Consider the following 15,679-nt stretch of genomic DNA (forward strand, 5'->3'; position numbering starts at 1 on the left):
TAAACGTTAACGGAATTCAATGGCTGGAAAATGCTCCGGACTTCTTGCATAATGAATGGTAAGTAATTGCAAAGGGAGTTGACTTCACTTGACGACAATTGGAATGATCAGGCACGGGATTACGGATTGGAACGAGAACGGCAGAGCACAGGGCATCACGGATATTCCGCTTAATATGACGGGAAAACAACAAGCAGCCGCGGTCGCCAATAGGCTATCATTGGAAGAAACATGGGACGTGATCGTTGCCAGTGATTTGTCTCGGGCCAAGGAAACGGCGGAAATCATCGCAGCCAAATTAAAACTGCCGGTTAGCAACGACACGCGAATACGGGAAATGAATTGCGGAGAGATTGAAGGCACTACTGAAGAAGAAAGGGTACAAAAATGGGGGGAACATTGGCGTCAGTTAGATTTGGGGATTGAAACGGCGGAACAACTATCGCAGCGGGGGTATGAATTTTTGGAAGAGACCGTGGCTGCAAATGAGAATAAGCGGGTATTGGTCGTCAGTCACGGAGGATTAATCAGCCACACGACCCGTCGATTGTTACCGGAAAATTTTCCATTTGCACGGCTTGAAAACACATCTGTAACCAATCTTAGAAAGCTGGAAAACAACTGGGATTGTACATTGTATAATTGCACGAAACATTTGGGGGTATAATTGAACCTGACGTCGATAAAAGAACAGCTTTTTTTGGAGGAAATTATTGGAACGGGAGAAAGGTAGGCTCTCGGAGATTATAATGGATCATTACAGAAATTATAGTACCTATCCAAACACCGTTTCCTGGATTTTCAAACACAAAAACCAACCGCCCACTCCTACAAGAATGGCGATAGAAAGCGGAAATGTATGTTTTAACATAAAGGCGATGATGAATACCATAACCGCCGTCGCCGGAAATCCCCATAGGACACCCATGGCAAATTTACTGATATCAGCGGGATTTGTTCCCTGAAATGAAAGCCAGACCATGCTTAATAAACTGACGAGAGGGAGAGCAGCAATAACCCCGCCAACCGTTGGGTATCGGCGGGCGATTTCCGTAATTACACCAATTACCAACGCCGATATGGTGATTTTTAGAACTGTGAACATGCTTGTGCCTCCCGGCTTAAAATCGAAAGGGCGTATCCGATTGTTGCTGCTTCTTCCTCTGTAAGTCGAGCGAGAATGGTCGCGAGTTTTTCTTCATTTAATTGGGTGTTATATTGCAAAACACCCTTTCCGCTTGCTGTAATCTCCACGAAAACTCTCCGCTCATCTTCGGCACTCCTCAATTTTTTAAGCCATCCTTTTTCAATGAGACGTTTTATGTGTTCAGAAGCTGTGTTATGGCCCACGGATAAAAAATCAGCCAGCTCTCCAACGGTTGCTTTTCCTTGAAAATCTAAATGTTGCAGGAGACGAATCGCTTGGTGGGAGATTTGTTCGGTGTGTCGATAGTGAAGATGATAATAAATATCCGTCCAGTATTGATTAATGCGTTGACTTGAGGGCTTATCCATAAAAACGCCACCTTTACATCGTTTTATACGATAAAATCATACCATAAGATGTAATTGGTGGAAAGAAGTCATTTACGTGCATAACAAATATTCCTCTGATGGTATAACAATGGTGATCGGGATTGTTTCAGTGGCAATCTTGAGTGTGTAATCCCTCTCCACATTTGCCAAAAACTCATGGGAATCATCGTTCAGAAGAACGATTCTCCTTCCACTCGTCTTCCAACATGCTCATTTCCCACAGACTCCAATAGTCGTCGCCCATCTTCCGTAGGTCTCTCAGCAAACCATCCCTTTTAAAACTCACTTTCTCATAGCAAGCAATCGCCGGTTCATTGAAAGAAAAAACCCCGAGGCTGACTCTGTGAAGTTTCATATCATCAAAAGCAATCGCGAGGATTTCGCGCATCATGCGCTCCCCAACCCCTTTTCCTCTGGCACTCGGATCACCGACAAGCACTTTGCCGACCCTTGCCGAACGGTTTGCTCTGTCGATTCTTCCCAATGAGATATGCCCGATGATCGTCTCTGTTTCTTGATCCACGACGCTATAAATGTAGCGGTCAGGCTCTTCCATATAACGTTCGATTTGTTTTTCATCCAAAGGATAAGTGAAGATAGGACCGCCCCATTGCAAGAGGAATTCGGGTGAATCGATCCATTCGATCAATTTTTTCATATGTGTTCGTTGAAAAGGTTGTAATGTAATCATAGCTAAACGCCTCTATTCTTTGGAGATAATTCGTATATTAGGGATTGCTGAACAACTTGCAGCTATCAACTGAAGCTGGGATGCCGCTTCCATGGCATCGCTTTCCGCGGACGAACGGTCAAGCCTCCTCGCGCAAAACCGGCGCTGTGGGGTCTTGACGCGTCCGTTTTTCCGCTGGAGTCTCGCCATTGCAGCACCGTCCCACCATACGTTGCCAGAAGTGCAAGGGTTTTTTGTTTATAGATGGATTTCCTTGCATCCAGCTTTGACAACACCAACGGACAATGCTTATGTGCCAGTCTTTTTCCGTTATTCAGCAGTCCCTATAAGCATACAATAAAATCCCGGTGGTGATAAGTTCCCTAAGAAGACCTTGAAATTCTGTAAAAAACACATTTAAATTGGGAAAAGAAAATGCTGTTATGAGATATATGCCCAATTCCCGAACAATTACATATACATATATCACAAACATTCGACTTTTACATTGACATTTTTTCTTACACATACTACGATAATGATAGAGATAAACGATCGTAAATAATCCTCATATAAATTCGAGAATACGGCTCGAACGTTTCTACCTGGTCGCCGTAAACGTCCGGTCTATGAGGGAGCTTTAGATGTGCGCAGAATTGGCCCACTGTGACTTCAGGCTTCCTCCTGGACAGTGGGCTATCTTTATTTAGTTGGTAAGAAAGTATAACTCAACTTTCTTACCTACATAAGTTGGGCGAAGGCTTTTGCCATAAAAGCTTGGCGAAAAGCCAAGTTTTCTAAAATGGAGGTTAAATGATGGCTGTTGAGGTTGGCGTCATTATGGGAAGCACGTCAGATGAAGCGACGATGGACTATGCATGTCGGATTTTAGAAGAATTTGAAGTTCCTTATGAAAAAAAAATCGTATCGGCGCATCGCACGCCTGATGTGATGTTTCAATACGCGGAAGACGCGCGTGCGCGAGGTTTGAAAGTGATTATCGCGGGCGCGGGCGGCGCCGCTCACCTCCCGGGGATGATTGCGGCCAAGACGACCCTTCCGGTGATCGGTGTTCCTATCCGGTCGAAAGTGTTGAATGGTTGGGATTCGCTGCTTTCGATCGTTCAAATGCCAAAAGGGGTTCCGGTAGCCACCGTCGCGATCGGAGAAGCCGGAGCGGAAAATGCAGGACTGCTTGCCGTACAACAATTATCGGTGTTTGATCAGGCTTTGACACAAAAATTACAAGCGCGTAGGGATAAAAAAGCAAGCGAAGTATTGGCGCAAGGGGGAAGAGAAGAGGCATGATTACTCCCGGAAAAACGATTGGCATTCTCGGCGGCGGGCAGCTCGGGCGAATGATGGCGCTGGAAGCTAAGGCGATGGGGTATCGTATCGCCGTTCTTGAACCAAAGCCAGACTCTCCGACCGCGCAAGTGGCGGATGAGGAAATCGTCGCTGCTTACGATGATGAAAAAGCTATTCGAAAACTGGCAGCGATCAGTGATGTCGTCACCTTTGAATTCGAAAATGTCGATGCGACGACTGCAGCTATTTTAGCGGAAGAACAGAAATTGCCGCAGGGCGTTGACCTTTTGCGCATATGCCAGCATCGTTTACGCGAAAAAGAGGCACTCGCCGCGGCAGGTCTTACCGTCGCTCCTTATGCAGAAGTCACATCGGAGGAAGATTTAAGGCAAGGCATTGAAAAGCTGGGTACCCCCTCGGTGCTTAAAACATGCCGTGGCGGCTACGATGGCAAAGGGCAAGTGGTGATCAAAGATAAGGACGAAGCTCCTGCGGTTTTTGCGCAATTGAAAGATACAGGGGATCTCGTATTGGAACAATGGGTGGCATTTGCCAAAGAAATCTCCGTCATCGTTACGAGAACAAAAGCAGGTGAGATCGTTACGTTTCCGGTGGCCGAAAATGACCACGAAGACAACATCTTAAAACGAACGATTGTCCCTGCTCGTGTGGATGAAAAAGCCGAACAATTTGCACGGGAGATGGCTGAAACATTCGCGGAAAATATAGCTCTCGTGGGAACGCTGGCAATGGAAATGTTTTATCTCGAAGATGGAAGCCTATACGTCAATGAGCTCGCACCGCGACCCCATAATTCGGGACACTACTCGATTGATGCTTGCAACGTGTCGCAATTTCACTTGCACGTACGTGCCATCTGCGGATGGCCGCTAGTCAAACCGAAATTAACGACGCCGGTGGTGATGGATAATGTCCTCGGTGAACATGTAGAAAAAGCCGTAGAAACAATCCCGGCGTATCAAAACGCATTTCTTCATTTATATGGGAAAGCAGAAGCTCGGCCGGGCCGGAAAATGGGACATGTGAATAGCACTGGAAAGACGAGAGAAGAAGTATTGACTACCGTTAAAAAATTGGCGATTCGATCTTAAGAGCAGAGGAGACCGACGATGATTGATCGATACACACGCCCGGAGATGGGGCAGGTTTGGACGGATGAAAACCGTTTTCAAGCGTGGCTGGAAGTGGAAATCGCAGCCTGTGAGGCTTGGGCGGAACAAGGGGTCATTCCGAACGAAGATGTTGCAAAAATTAGCGAAAATGCAGGGTTTGACATTGAACGCATCCTAGACATTGAAGCAACGACCCGCCATGATGTCGTCGCATTTACACGAGCTGTATCCGAAACGCTTGGAGAAGAACGGAAATGGGTGCACTACGGCTTGACGTCCACAGATGTGGTCGATACTGCTCAGTCTTACTTGTTAAAACAAGCAAATGATATCCTTCGCAATGACTTGCATCGTTTTAAAGACGTGCTTGCGGTTAAGGCGAATGAACATCGCTATACATTGATGATGGGCCGGACCCATGGCGTGCACGCCGAACCGACAACGTTCGGGGTCAAACTCGCCCTTTGGTACGCGGAAGTGAAGCGGCAGATCGAACGCTTTGAAGCTGCCGCTGAAGGCGTCCGCGTCGGAAAAATGTCGGGAGCAGTCGGCACGTTTGCGAACATTCCTCCTGAAATCGAAGCGTCCGTTTGCGAACGGTTAGGACTTGCGGCGGCACCGATTTCAACACAAACGTTGCAACGCGACCGCCATGCCCACTACATCTCCACGCTCGCGCTTATCGCGACGTCGATTGAAAAAATGGCAGTCGAGATTCGCAACTTGCAAAAAACGGAAAGCCGGGAAGTCGAAGAAGCCTTCGGTAAAGGGCAAAAAGGTTCATCCGCGATGCCGCACAAACGCAACCCGGTCGGTTCGGAAAATATGACCGGCTTGTCCCGAGTTATTCGTGGGCATGTACAAACCGCCTTTGAAAATGTTCCGCTTTGGCATGAACGGGATATTTCCCATTCTTCTTCCGAACGGATTATTTTCCCGGACAGTACGATTTTACTCAATTATATGCTGAACCGTTTTACGAACATCATTGATCAACTCACCGTGTACCCTGAGAATATGAAGGAAAATATAAACAAAACCTTCGGTCTTGTTCATTCCCAACAAGTTTTGCTTGCACTCATCGATCGTGGCATGACAAGGGAAGAAGCTTATGACCTCGTGCAGCCGAAAGCGATGGAAGCTTGGGAGAAAAAAGTGTCCTTTCGAGGGCTTGTGGAAACAGAAGAAAAGATTAGGGAAGTGCTTGATAAAGAAACCCTTGATGCCTGTTTCGATGAACGGCACCATTTAAAAAACGTTGATGTATTATTTTCCAGAGTTGGCCTATGAAAGGATGTCTGTATGACACTTTTATATGAAGGGAAAGCGAAACAACTGTTTACGACCGACGACGATAACGTTCTGCGGCTCGTGTACAAAAATGACGCGACGGCGTTTAACGGCGAAAAGCATGATGTTCTCGATGGAAAAGGACAACTGAACAATGCGATTTCCGCGCTCTTTTTCGGTGTGTTGGAGGCGGAAGGTGTACAGACGCATTTTATAGAACAAATCAGCGACACAGAGCAACTCGTGCGCCCGACAGAGATCATACCGCTTGAGGTTGTTGTTCGCAACATCACCGCCGGCAGTTTGGCGAGGCGACTCGGGTGGGAGGAAGGCAAAGCGCTTTCCAAACCGATTGTCGAATGGTACTACAAAGACGACGCCCTTGGAGATCCGCTCGTGAACGATGATCATATTGCCGCTTTAGGAGTAGCCAAAGTGGAAGAACTGGAAGAAATGCGCAAACGGGCTTTGGATGTCAACAACGTTGTGCTTGACCTTTGCCGGAAGGCGAATCTTTTGCTTGTTGATTTTAAATTGGAATTTGGTTTGCAAGAAGACGGCACGTTGTTGCTGGCCGATGAAGTTTCGCCGGACACGTGCCGGTTCTGGGATGCGAAAACGAAAGAGAAGATGGATAAGGATATCTATCGCTATGGCCTCGGTTCACTGCAAGCCGGTTATGAAAACATTCTCTCCCGTATAGGAGGCGTCGTTCATGATTAACGTTCATGTGTACATTACATTAAAAGAAGGTGTGCTCGACCCGCAAGGGCAAGCCGTGCAACGGTCATTGGTCGCGCTTGGCTATGATGAGGTTGAGACGGTGAATGTCGGTAAATGGTTAAAGTTAGAAATTGCTGATGGTCCGGATGTGGAAGCGCGTGTAGAGCAGATGTGTGAACAGTTGCTTGCCAACCCGGTGATTGAAAACTATACGTACACGCTCGAGCGGGAGGAAAAAGTATGAAAGCGGCAGTCATTGTTTTTCCGGGCTCGAATTGCGACATGGATATGTATCACGCGCTAACTGATTTTATCGACGCGGAAACCGTTGACCTTGTCCCGCATACTGCGGCGTCCGTTGCAGCTTATGACGCCATTTTCCTGCCGGGCGGATTTTCTTACGGGGATTACTTGCGCTCAGGGGCGATCGCCCGTTTTGCGCCGGTGATACCAAGCGTAATCACCGAAGCTAAGAAAGGAAAACCGGTTCTCGGCGTCTGCAATGGTTTTCAAATTTTATTGGAAGCGGATTTGCTACCCGGAGCCATGAAAAGAAATAAGCATTTGAAGTACATGTGCCGAACGGTGGATGTGAACGTTGAAAATGCCGATACTTGTTTTACGCGCGCGTATGAACAGGGCGAACGTTTGCGAATTCCCATCGCCCATGGCGAAGGAAACTATGAATGTGACGAGACGACCTATGAAACATTGAAAGCGAACAACCGCATTGCGTTCACCTATGCATCCGATGTGAACGGGTCGATCGGGAACATCGCGGGGATTACAAATGAGGCGGGCAATGTGCTCGGAATGATGCCCCATCCGGAGCGTGCGATGGAGAAGCTCCTTGGAAGCGAGGATGGACGCCGTTTGTTTACGAGCGTGTATCGCCATTGGAGGGACACACATGCCGTTACGACTTGAACCAACAGCCGAAGATATACACGCTCAACGTTTATATGCGGACATGGGGGTGAAAGACGACGAATATGACCGGATTGTTTCCCTCTTGGACAAAAAACCTAACTTTACGGAAGTCGGGATGTTTTCGGTGTTGTGGTCGGAACATTGCAGCTATAAACATTCGAAGCCTTTGCTGAAACAATTTCCGTCCTCCGGTTCCCATGTGTTACAAGGCCCCGGCGAAGGTGCCGGTGTTGTGGACATCGGCGACGGGCAGGCAGTTGTCTTTAAAGTGGAAAGCCACAACCATCCGTCGGCGGTTGAACCATACCAAGGGGCCGCGACCGGTGTTGGCGGGATATTGCGAGATGTCTTTTCCATGGGCGCGCGCCCGGTGGCTTTGCTGAATTCATTGCGCTTTGGCCCGTTGACAACACCGCGTACGCGTTACTTGTTCGAAGAAGTGGTGGCCGGCATTGCCGGGTATGGCAATTGTATCGGGGTGCCGACGGTCGGAGGCGAGATTCAGTTCGATGAGACGTATGACGGCAATCCTCTTGTCAATGCCATGTGCGTCGGATTGATTGACAGCGAACATTTACAAAAAGGGATCGCTTCCGGCGCCGGAAATACAGTCATGTATGTGGGCGCCTCTACCGGGCGCGATGGCATTCACGGTGCAACGTTTGCTTCCGAAGAATTGAGTGAAGCGTCTGCGGAAAAACGGCCATCCGTGCAAGTGGGCGATCCGTTTACGGAAAAACGGGTGATGGAAGCGTGTTTGGAAATCGCACAATCGGACGCTCTCGTTGGGATTCAGGATATGGGTGCTGCCGGGCTCACATCCTCAGCGGCGGAAATGGCGAGTAAAGCCGGTACGGGGATCGACATGAACTTGGATCTCGTCCCTCAACGGGAGACGGGTATGACCCCTTATGAAATGATGCTTTCCGAATCGCAAGAGCGTATGCTTATCGTTGCGGAAAAAGGACGGGAATCCGAAATAGAAGCCATTTGTAAAAAATGGGACCTAGAGGTTGCGTCGATCGGCACCGTGAAAGAAGAAATGCAGCTCACCTTAACGTTTCAAGGTGAGACGGTCGCCGACGTACCGGTAACCGCCCTCACCGATGAAGCGCCTGTCTACGACAATATGCCATCGAAAGAACCGGAAGATTTTCACGAGCATCAACAATTGCCCGCTTGGCAACCGCCGAACTCCGATCATAACGAGACGGTGGTACAGTTGCTTTCGCAACCGACGATTGCGAGCAAAGAATGGGTTTATGACCAGTACGACCATATGGTACAGACGAACACGGCCGTCATGCCCGGTTCGGATGCAGCCGTATTGCGGGTGCGCGGAACGGAGAAGGCACTCGCCATGTCGATGGACGGCAATAGCCGCTACATTGCCCTCGATCCGTATACAGGCGGGAAAATTGCCGTCGCCGAAGCCGCGCGCAACATCGTCTGCTCCGGTGCACAGCCACTTGCGCTTACCGATTGCCTCAATTACGGAAGTCCGGAACAGCCGAGTATATACTGGCAATTAGAGCAATCAACCGCCGGCATGAGTGAAGCGTGCAGCGCCTTTGACACGCCGGTGGTGAGCGGGAACGTTTCGCTCTATAATGAAACGAACGGAGAAGCCATCTATCCAACGCCGGTGGTCGGGATGGTCGGACTTGTGGAAAATCTCGACCATATAACGACGCAGCATTTCAAAACGGCCGGCGACTATATTTATGTCATCGGCGACGCGGAGCCGGCATGGGGCGGAAGTGAACGGCAATACCTTGAAGATGGCCGATTCAGTGGTCAAGTGCCACACTTGGATCTTGACCTGGAACTAAAACGCCAACGCCAAGTGTTGGATGCGATACGCGGCGGGTGGATTACCTCCGCCCATGACCTTGCCGAAGGCGGACTAGCGGTAGCGCTTGCTGAATGTGTGATGGAAACGGATTTGGGCGCGGAGCTGACGATGGCCGACGATGCCACCGATCTTTTTGCTGAGGCGCAATCGCGGTATGTCATCAGTGTCGCGCCGGAACATGCCGAGAAATTAGAACAAGCGATCCCTGACGCTAAACGCTACGGTACCGTGACAAAAGAAAAAGCGTTGCGGATAAAGACGGAAGCAGCAGTTACGTTGATCGATCAACCGACGGATCATTTGAATCACGTATGGAAGGGAGCGATTCCGTGTTTCCTGAAGTCAAAGGCATAAATGAAGAATGCGGACTATTTGCGATTTGGGGGCATTCGGAAGCGGCGCAACTGACGTATTACGGCCTGCACAGTTTGCAGCATCGCGGGCAGGAAGGGGCCGGCATCGTCACGAGTGACGGAGAGGAACTTCACATTCATAAAAACACGGGCCTATTGACCGAAGCCTTTCAAGCAGGTGATTTGGATCGTCTTCCGGGTCGCCAAGCACTGGGACATGTGCGCTATGCCACCGCCGGCACTAGCGGGTATGAAAATGTTCAGCCGCTTCATTTTAAATCCGAAGATGGAAGTCTCGCCATGGCTCATAACGGCAATCTCGTCAATTATCAAGGATTAAAAAGTGAGCTCGAACGGAGCGGAAGCATTTTTCAAACGACGACCGATACGGAAATTTTAGCTCACTTGATGAAACGCCACCGTTCCGATGAACTCCGAAATCAACTCAAAGAGGCGCTTCCACAGTTAATCGGCGCTTATTCATTTGCTGTGATGACCGAAGAGGAGCTCATTGTCGCGCTCGATCCCCACGGGCTGCGTCCGTTATCTCTTGGACAACTGGGAGACGCGTACGTCGTCGCGTCAGAAACTTGCGCGTTTGATCTTATTGGGGCCGATTATGTTCGTGATGTCGAACCGGGTGAAATGCTCGTTTTTAACCGCGACGGCATGTTCTCCGAACGATTTACGGAGGCAAAAGAACGAGCGCTTTGCAGCATGGAATACGTGTATCTTGCCAGACCCGATTCCAACCTTGAACAAATTAACGTGCATACCGCGAGAAAACAATTGGGAAAACAACTCGCCCGTGAAGCGGATGTGGAAGCGGATGTCGTCACCGGTGTGCCGGACTCTTCGATATCAGCCGCGATCGGTTTCGCCGAACAAACAAACATCCCTTATGAACTCGGCTTAATAAAAAATCGTTACGTCGGCCGCACGTTTATTCAACCGTCGCAAGCGTTGCGGGAACAAGGCGTGAAAATGAAGCTTTCCGCCGTGCGCGGAGTCGTGGAAGGAAAACGGGTCGTGATGGTTGATGATTCCATCGTGCGCGGGACGACGAGCCAACGAATCGTGAAGTTGTTGAAAGACGCAGGCGCAAAGGAAGTGCACGTTCGTATTAGCGCTCCGCCGATTATACGTCCGTGTTTTTATGGCATAGATACGTCAACAACCGATGAATTAATTGCTGCTAATTACACGACGGAGGAAATGCGCGAGAAAATGGGCGCGGATTCCTTGCGCTTCCTATCGATCGACGGCTTGAAGACGGGCATTGGCCGGGATGATTCGCAGCCTAATTGCGGGCAGTGCCTAGGTTGCTATACAGGCCAATATCCAACGGCGATCCCAAATGGAAAAAAAGAACTTGTCGGATCGGGAAAAAGATAGGGGGAAAACGACGTGCGTGATGCATACAAAGAAGCAGGCGTAGATGTGGAGGCCGGTTATGAAGCTGTCTCTCGCATGAAAAAACACGTGGATCGGACGAAACGCCCCGGCGTACTTGGCGCGCTTGGCGGTTTTGGCGGAACGTTTGACCTTTCTTCTCTCGATTATAAACAGCCGGTGCTCGTTTCCGGAACCGATGGTGTTGGCACGAAACTGCTCCTTGCTATTGCTGCCGATCAACACGATACGATCGGTGAAGATGCCGTCGCCATGTGTGTCAATGATATCCTCGTTCAAGGTGCGGAACCGCTTTATTTTCTTGATTATATCGCTGCCGGCCAGACCGACCCTGCACGCATGGAAGCGATCGTCAAGGGCATTAGCAATGGTTGCCAACTAGCGGGGTGCGCCTTGATCGGTGGGGAAACGGCGGAGATGCCGGGGATGTATGGCGAAGATGACTATGACGTGGCCGGCTTTGTCGTCGGAGCTGTGGAGAAGGATGCGCTCATCACGGGGAATGAAGTGCGGGCGGGAGATCGCTTGCTCGGATTGTCATCTTCAGGTGTGCACAGCAACGGGTTTTCCCTCGTTCGGAAAATCATTAATGATCAAGGATTGGATTTGGAAAAAACATATGCGTCCATGGAGATGCCCCTCGGATCAACGTTGTTAGCGCCGACGAAGATTTACGCGCAGGAAATACGGAAATTGCTTTCGACACTTCCGGTTAGCGGAATGGCACATATTACCGGCGGCGGTCTTTTGGAGAACGTTCCGAGGCTGTTGCCGAATGGGCTTGGTGCACACATCGATCCCGCCCGTTGGGAAAAAGCGCCCATTTTTCCTTTTTTACAGCGGGAAGGACAATTGAGTGATCGGGACATGTACGGGACCTTCAACATGGGCATTGGCTATGTCATCGCGGTTCGACCGGAACGGGAACAGGAAGCGCTTGAGGTTCTCGGCAATGCGTATGCGATCGGTACGGTGAATCGGACCGGAACATTGAGCCTTGAAGGGGTGTCGGTATGAGGATCGCCCTATTTGCCTCGGGGACGGGAAGCAACGTGGAATCAATTCTAAAAGCGATCCGGGAGCAGAAAATCGATGCAGTCCCTGTGTTCGTGTTTAGCGACCGTCCGGACGCGTCCGTGTTGGAAAAAGCGAAGCGTTATGAAGTGCTTACACATACGTTTCAGCCCCGGGATTTTGACAGCAAGCAGCAATATGAAGAGTCGTTGCTGCAGCTTCTGGAAAAAAACGATGTGCAATGGGTTATTTTGGCCGGCTATATGCGCCTCTTGGGAGCAACGATCGTCGAGCCTTACGCCCATCAAATCGTAAATATTCACCCGTCCCTGTTGCCGGCGTATCCGGGACTCGATGCGGTCGGACAAGCATTGGATGCAGGGGCGAAAGAAACTGGTGTAACGATTCATTACGTAGATGCTGGCATGGACACGGGAACGGTCATTCGACAGAAAACCGTGTCAATCACAACGGATGATACGAAAAAATCATTGGGAGAAAAAATAAAACAGGCCGAACATCAATTATATCCGGAAACGTTGCAACAATTGTTCAGGAAGGGGTTCTAGATGAAACGGCGGGCTTTGATAAGTGTCAGTGATAAAAGCGGAATATCCGACTTTGCAAAAGGACTAATAGAAATGGATTTTGAGATTGTTTCGACGGGTGGGACTCAACGTGCGCTGGAAGAGGCAGGTGTACGGGTTATCGGCATTTCCGAAGTGACGAACTTCCCGGAAATTTTGGACGGACGGGTGAAGACGTTGCATCCGGCGATTCACGGCGGCCTGCTGGCTGACCGGGCGAAGGAAGCACATCGCGAAGCATTGCAAGCACAAGCGATTAACCCGATTGATCTCGTTGTCGTGAACCTCTATCCCTTTAAAGAAACGATCAGTAAAAAGGGCGTGGAGGACGCGGACGCGATTGAAAATATTGATATCGGCGGTCCGGCCATGTTGCGGGCGGCCGCAAAAAACCATGCCCATGTAGCGGTCGTGACGGATCCCGATGACTACACCCGGGTGTTGGAAGAAGCCCGTGGCAGCGGCATCCGTTTTGATACCCGCAGGCATTTGGCGGCTAAAGCCTTCCGGCATACCGCGGCGTATGATGCATTAGTCGCCGATTATATGACGGAAGAAGCGTTTCCGGAAACGATGACGCTTACGTACGAGAAAAAACAGGCATTGCGTTACGGAGAAAACCCTCATCAAGGCGCTTCGTTTTATCAACATCCGTTGCCGATGGCTTCATCGATGGCGGCTGCCGAGCAGTTGCACGGAAAGGAACTTTCCTACAACAATATCAATGATGTGAATGCCGCGTTCGCTCTTATTTCCGAATTCAGCGATACGAAGGCAGCAGTCGCAGTAAAGCATACGAACCCGTGCGGGGTAGGGATTGCCGATACGTTGCCGTCCGCTTTCGAAGAGGCTTATGCCGCCGACCCTGTCTCTATTTTCGGAGGGATTGTCGCTGTTAATGACACGGTGGACGCCGATACGGCAGAGCAGTTGGCGAAGATATTTCTGGAAGTCGTTATTGCGCCGGATTTTAGCGATAAAGCGCTTGCAATCTTGCAAAAAAAGAAAAACATCCGTCTTTTGAAAGTGGACATGGCCGGAGACCGGAAAGGTTCCCATGTCCTGACGTCGGTGAGTGGCGGGGTGCTCGTGCAAGATGCAGATGTGAAAGAGCTCGCGGATGCAGATGTAAACGTGGCGACGAAACGAACGCCCACATCTGAAGAATGGCGTAGCCTGGAATTTGCATGGCGCGTTGTGAAACATGTGAAATCCAATGCCATTGTGTTAACGAAAGGCAACCGCACCGTCGGTGTGGGAGCAGGACAGATGAATCGGGTAGGCGCCGCGGAAATTGCGATTGCGCAAGCCGAATCCGAGACGCAAGGAAGTGCGCTTGCTTCCGATGCATTTTTTCCCATGAAAGATACGGTGGAAGCCGCGGTGAAAGCAGGCGTAACGGCGGTTATTCAACCCGGCGGCTCCAAGCGAGACCAAGAATCGATCGACGTCGCCGATGAAGCAGGGATCACGATGGTGTTCACCGGCATGCGGCATTTCAGACACGCCTGAGGGGGAAACGATAAGATGAACGTTTTAGTCGTTGGCAGCGGTGGCCGCGAGCATGTGCTTGCTTGGAAATTAAGTGACAGTCCGAATGTGGAGTGTGTATATGTTGCACCGGGAAATCCGGGAATGGAGCATGTGGCTGAGCGGCTGCCCATCGATGCCACAGATGGAGAAGCCTTGGTGGAAGCTGCGAAAAAACACGAGGCGGAACTGACCGTCATCGGCCCGGAAGCGGCGTTGCTTGCGGGTGTTGCCGATGTTTTCGAACGGGAAGGGTTAAATGTATTCGGACCAAAAAAGGATGCCGCCCGCATCGAAGGGAGTAAATCCTTCGCAAAAGATATAATGAAAAGGTACGGCATCCCTACGGCAGGATATGCAGTATTTAGCGATTATGAAGAGGCACGTGCCTATGTGGCAGACAAAGGAGCGCCGATCGTTGTCAAAGCGGATGGCTTGGCGGCCGGGAAAGGGGTGACGGTCGCCATGACGATGCAGGAAGCATTTGATGCGTTGGCAGATGTTTTATTGGACGATGCTTTCGGGTCAGGTGCGAAAGTTGTGCTCGAGGAATATTTGCAAGGAGAAGAGATTTCTTTGATGGCGCTTGTAAATGGGGACACGGTCGTACCGCTCGCGGAATCCCAGGATCACAAACGTGTTTATGATAATGACCGGGGACCGAATACCGGAGGGATGGGCGCCTATTCCCCCGTTTCTCACGTCAGGGCGGACATGGTTGCAGAAGCAGTCGATTCGATTCTTCAACCGGCGGCAGCGGCGATGGTGACGGAAGGTGTCCCGTTTACGGGCGTATTGTACGCCGGTTTAATGGTAACCGAAGACGGGCCGAAAGTGATTGAGTTTAACGCCCGTTTCGGTGATCCGGAAGCCCAGGTAATTTTGCCGCGCCTGGACAATGACTTGGCCGAATTGCTTTTGGAAGTACTCGACGACCGCATGCCTATGCTTTCCTGGAAACCGCAAGTGTTGGTCGGGGTGGTAGGGGCTGCAGTTGGATATCCCGGACCTTACCAAAAAGGACTGGAAGTGCCGGGCAACCTCTCGTTCGACCCGGAAGACAGCCTGATGTTTTACGCCGGGGTTGATGGCGATGTGAAGCAGCTGCACAGCAACGGCGGCCGTGTGTTTTTACTAGCCTCATACGGAGATACGGTCGCGAAAGCACAAAAGCGTGTGTATAAAAAGATGAATACTTTGAATCTTGAAGGCTACCATTATCGCAACGATATTGGCAACCGTGGGATTGAAAAAGAATAGCGTTCCATAAACAACGAAATGACCATTTTCAGCAACCGCATTTTCCATGGAAAATGCGGTTTAAAAGTCTATTTCGT

Annotated in this window: 17 protein-coding genes and 1 riboswitch; of the genes, 13 read left to right on the plus strand and 4 right to left on the minus strand. The window is 50.1% G+C overall.

Going from position 1 to position 15,679, the window contains the following annotated elements:
• Positions 1 to 88: 88 nt before the first annotated feature.
• Positions 89 to 667, plus strand: a complete 579-nt coding sequence (locus tag HUG20_RS04970; protein ID WP_200088725.1) for a histidine phosphatase family protein — start codon at positions 89 to 91, stop codon at positions 665 to 667.
• A 108-nt stretch (positions 668 to 775) separates the two neighbouring features.
• Here the strand turns inward: HUG20_RS04970 and HUG20_RS04975 are convergent, their stop codons facing one another.
• The 4 genes from HUG20_RS04975 to HUG20_RS04990 all read right to left on the minus strand — a co-directional run bounded on the left by HUG20_RS04975 (position 776) and on the right by HUG20_RS04990 (position 2,502).
• The gene (locus tag HUG20_RS04975; protein ID WP_200088727.1) at positions 776 to 1,105 is read right to left on the minus strand and encodes a DUF3147 family protein; all 330 of its coding nucleotides are present in this window, start codon (positions 1,103 to 1,105) and stop codon (positions 776 to 778) included.
• The gene (locus tag HUG20_RS04980) at positions 1,090 to 1,515 is read right to left on the minus strand and encodes a MarR family winged helix-turn-helix transcriptional regulator (RefSeq protein WP_200088738.1); all 426 of its coding nucleotides are present in this window, start codon (positions 1,513 to 1,515) and stop codon (positions 1,090 to 1,092) included. Before HUG20_RS04980 ends, HUG20_RS04975 begins: the two co-directional genes overlap by 16 nt.
• Before the next feature lie 184 nt (positions 1,516 to 1,699).
• Positions 1,700 to 2,227 carry a GNAT family N-acetyltransferase gene (locus tag HUG20_RS04985; protein WP_200088740.1) on the minus strand — a complete coding sequence of 176 codons (528 nt, stop codon included), beginning with the start codon at positions 2,225 to 2,227 and terminating at the stop codon, positions 1,700 to 1,702.
• A 65-nt stretch (positions 2,228 to 2,292) separates the two neighbouring features.
• Positions 2,293 to 2,502 carry a hypothetical protein gene (locus HUG20_RS04990; RefSeq protein WP_200088742.1) on the minus strand — a complete coding sequence of 70 codons (210 nt, stop codon included), beginning with the start codon at positions 2,500 to 2,502 and terminating at the stop codon, positions 2,293 to 2,295.
• A gap of 252 nt (positions 2,503 to 2,754) precedes the next feature.
• A riboswitch (purine riboswitch) is annotated at positions 2,755 to 2,856 on the plus strand.
• Between the two features lie 166 nt (positions 2,857 to 3,022).
• On the opposite strand from HUG20_RS04990, the gene purE reads away from it, so the two are divergent.
• Genes purE through purD form a run of 12 tightly spaced genes read left to right on the plus strand, consistent with a single transcriptional unit; the run spans position 3,023 to position 15,602 of the window.
• Positions 3,023 to 3,514, plus strand: a complete 492-nt coding sequence (gene purE / locus HUG20_RS04995) for a 5-(carboxyamino)imidazole ribonucleotide mutase (protein ID WP_200088744.1) — start codon at positions 3,023 to 3,025, stop codon at positions 3,512 to 3,514.
• Positions 3,511 to 4,626 carry a 5-(carboxyamino)imidazole ribonucleotide synthase gene (gene purK / locus HUG20_RS05000; protein ID WP_200088747.1) on the plus strand — a complete coding sequence of 372 codons (1,116 nt, stop codon included), beginning with the start codon at positions 3,511 to 3,513 and terminating at the stop codon, positions 4,624 to 4,626. Before purE ends, purK begins: the two co-directional genes overlap by 4 nt.
• Before the next feature lie 18 nt (positions 4,627 to 4,644).
• The gene (purB, locus tag HUG20_RS05005; protein ID WP_200088749.1) at positions 4,645 to 5,937 is read left to right on the plus strand and encodes an adenylosuccinate lyase; all 1,293 of its coding nucleotides are present in this window, start codon (positions 4,645 to 4,647) and stop codon (positions 5,935 to 5,937) included.
• 12 nt (positions 5,938 to 5,949) lie between these two features.
• Positions 5,950 to 6,660 carry a phosphoribosylaminoimidazolesuccinocarboxamide synthase gene (gene purC / locus HUG20_RS05010; protein WP_200088751.1) on the plus strand — a complete coding sequence of 237 codons (711 nt, stop codon included), beginning with the start codon at positions 5,950 to 5,952 and terminating at the stop codon, positions 6,658 to 6,660.
• The gene (purS, locus tag HUG20_RS05015) at positions 6,653 to 6,904 is read left to right on the plus strand and encodes a phosphoribosylformylglycinamidine synthase subunit PurS (protein ID WP_200088759.1); all 252 of its coding nucleotides are present in this window, start codon (positions 6,653 to 6,655) and stop codon (positions 6,902 to 6,904) included. The genes purC and purS overlap by 8 nt, the downstream gene beginning before the upstream one ends.
• Positions 6,901 to 7,587: a phosphoribosylformylglycinamidine synthase subunit PurQ gene (gene purQ / locus HUG20_RS05020; protein ID WP_200088761.1), complete on the plus strand. Its 687-nt coding sequence runs from the start codon at positions 6,901 to 6,903 to the stop codon at positions 7,585 to 7,587. The genes purS and purQ overlap by 4 nt, the downstream gene beginning before the upstream one ends.
• On the plus strand, positions 7,571 to 9,799 hold the full coding sequence (gene purL, locus HUG20_RS05025) for a phosphoribosylformylglycinamidine synthase subunit PurL (RefSeq protein ID WP_200088763.1): 2,229 nt from the start codon (positions 7,571 to 7,573) through the stop codon (positions 9,797 to 9,799). The genes purQ and purL overlap by 17 nt, the downstream gene beginning before the upstream one ends.
• Positions 9,775 to 11,193, plus strand: a complete 1,419-nt coding sequence (gene purF, locus HUG20_RS05030; RefSeq protein ID WP_200088766.1) for an amidophosphoribosyltransferase — start codon at positions 9,775 to 9,777, stop codon at positions 11,191 to 11,193. The genes purL and purF overlap by 25 nt, the downstream gene beginning before the upstream one ends.
• 12 nt (positions 11,194 to 11,205) lie before the next feature.
• On the plus strand, positions 11,206 to 12,228 hold the full coding sequence (purM, locus tag HUG20_RS05035; RefSeq protein WP_200088768.1) for a phosphoribosylformylglycinamidine cyclo-ligase: 1,023 nt from the start codon (positions 11,206 to 11,208) through the stop codon (positions 12,226 to 12,228).
• Positions 12,225 to 12,794: a phosphoribosylglycinamide formyltransferase gene (gene purN / locus HUG20_RS05040; RefSeq protein ID WP_200088770.1), complete on the plus strand. Its 570-nt coding sequence runs from the start codon at positions 12,225 to 12,227 to the stop codon at positions 12,792 to 12,794. The genes purM and purN overlap by 4 nt, the downstream gene beginning before the upstream one ends.
• Complete coding sequence (gene purH, locus HUG20_RS05045; protein ID WP_200088772.1) at positions 12,795 to 14,324, plus strand: bifunctional phosphoribosylaminoimidazolecarboxamide formyltransferase/IMP cyclohydrolase; 1,530 nt, start codon at positions 12,795 to 12,797, stop codon at positions 14,322 to 14,324. It abuts the gene before it with no gap.
• Between the two features lie 15 nt (positions 14,325 to 14,339).
• Positions 14,340 to 15,602, plus strand: coding sequence for a phosphoribosylamine--glycine ligase (gene purD / locus HUG20_RS05050; RefSeq protein WP_200088774.1), 1,263 nt, complete (start codon positions 14,340 to 14,342; stop codon positions 15,600 to 15,602).
• The last annotated feature ends 77 nt before the right edge of the window (positions 15,603 to 15,679 follow it).

The sequence above is a fragment of the Salicibibacter cibi genome (assembly GCF_016495865.1).
Classification (GTDB): domain Bacteria; phylum Bacillota; class Bacilli; order Bacillales; family Marinococcaceae; genus Salicibibacter; species Salicibibacter cibi.